We start from the raw sequence: 264 nt of genomic DNA on the forward strand, positions 1-264 counted from the left end.
TGATTTATTGACGATTTCAAGCTGGAGGTAGGGTGTATTGCTCGAGGGATCCAGCCCGAATGCCTGCATGACCTGCGCGTAGGTAGCACCTTCAATTCTGGCAATAGGTTGTGTTTGCTTATATCCCCAGATAACCACTGCAGATCCCTGAGGTCCAGTGATCTGAATAATATTTCCCTTACTGTCATAGATGTCAAAAGAAATATTTTTGACCCAGTCATTAGTACCATAATCATATGTAAACTGGGCATTTGGAGCTACTAG

The 264-nt window shown here is 43.2% G+C and carries 1 protein-coding gene; it reads right to left on the bottom strand.

Annotated elements, in window-relative coordinates; all coding sequences use genetic code 11:
• Positions 1-264, bottom strand: a 264-nt coding sequence (locus tag SB764_RS41320; protein ID WP_410866943.1) for a hypothetical protein, incomplete at both ends; no start/stop codon positions are given.

The sequence above is a fragment of the Paraburkholderia sp. SIMBA_027 genome, assembly GCF_046535315.1.
Taxonomy (GTDB): Bacteria; Pseudomonadota; Gammaproteobacteria; order Burkholderiales; family Burkholderiaceae; genus Paraburkholderia; species Paraburkholderia tropica.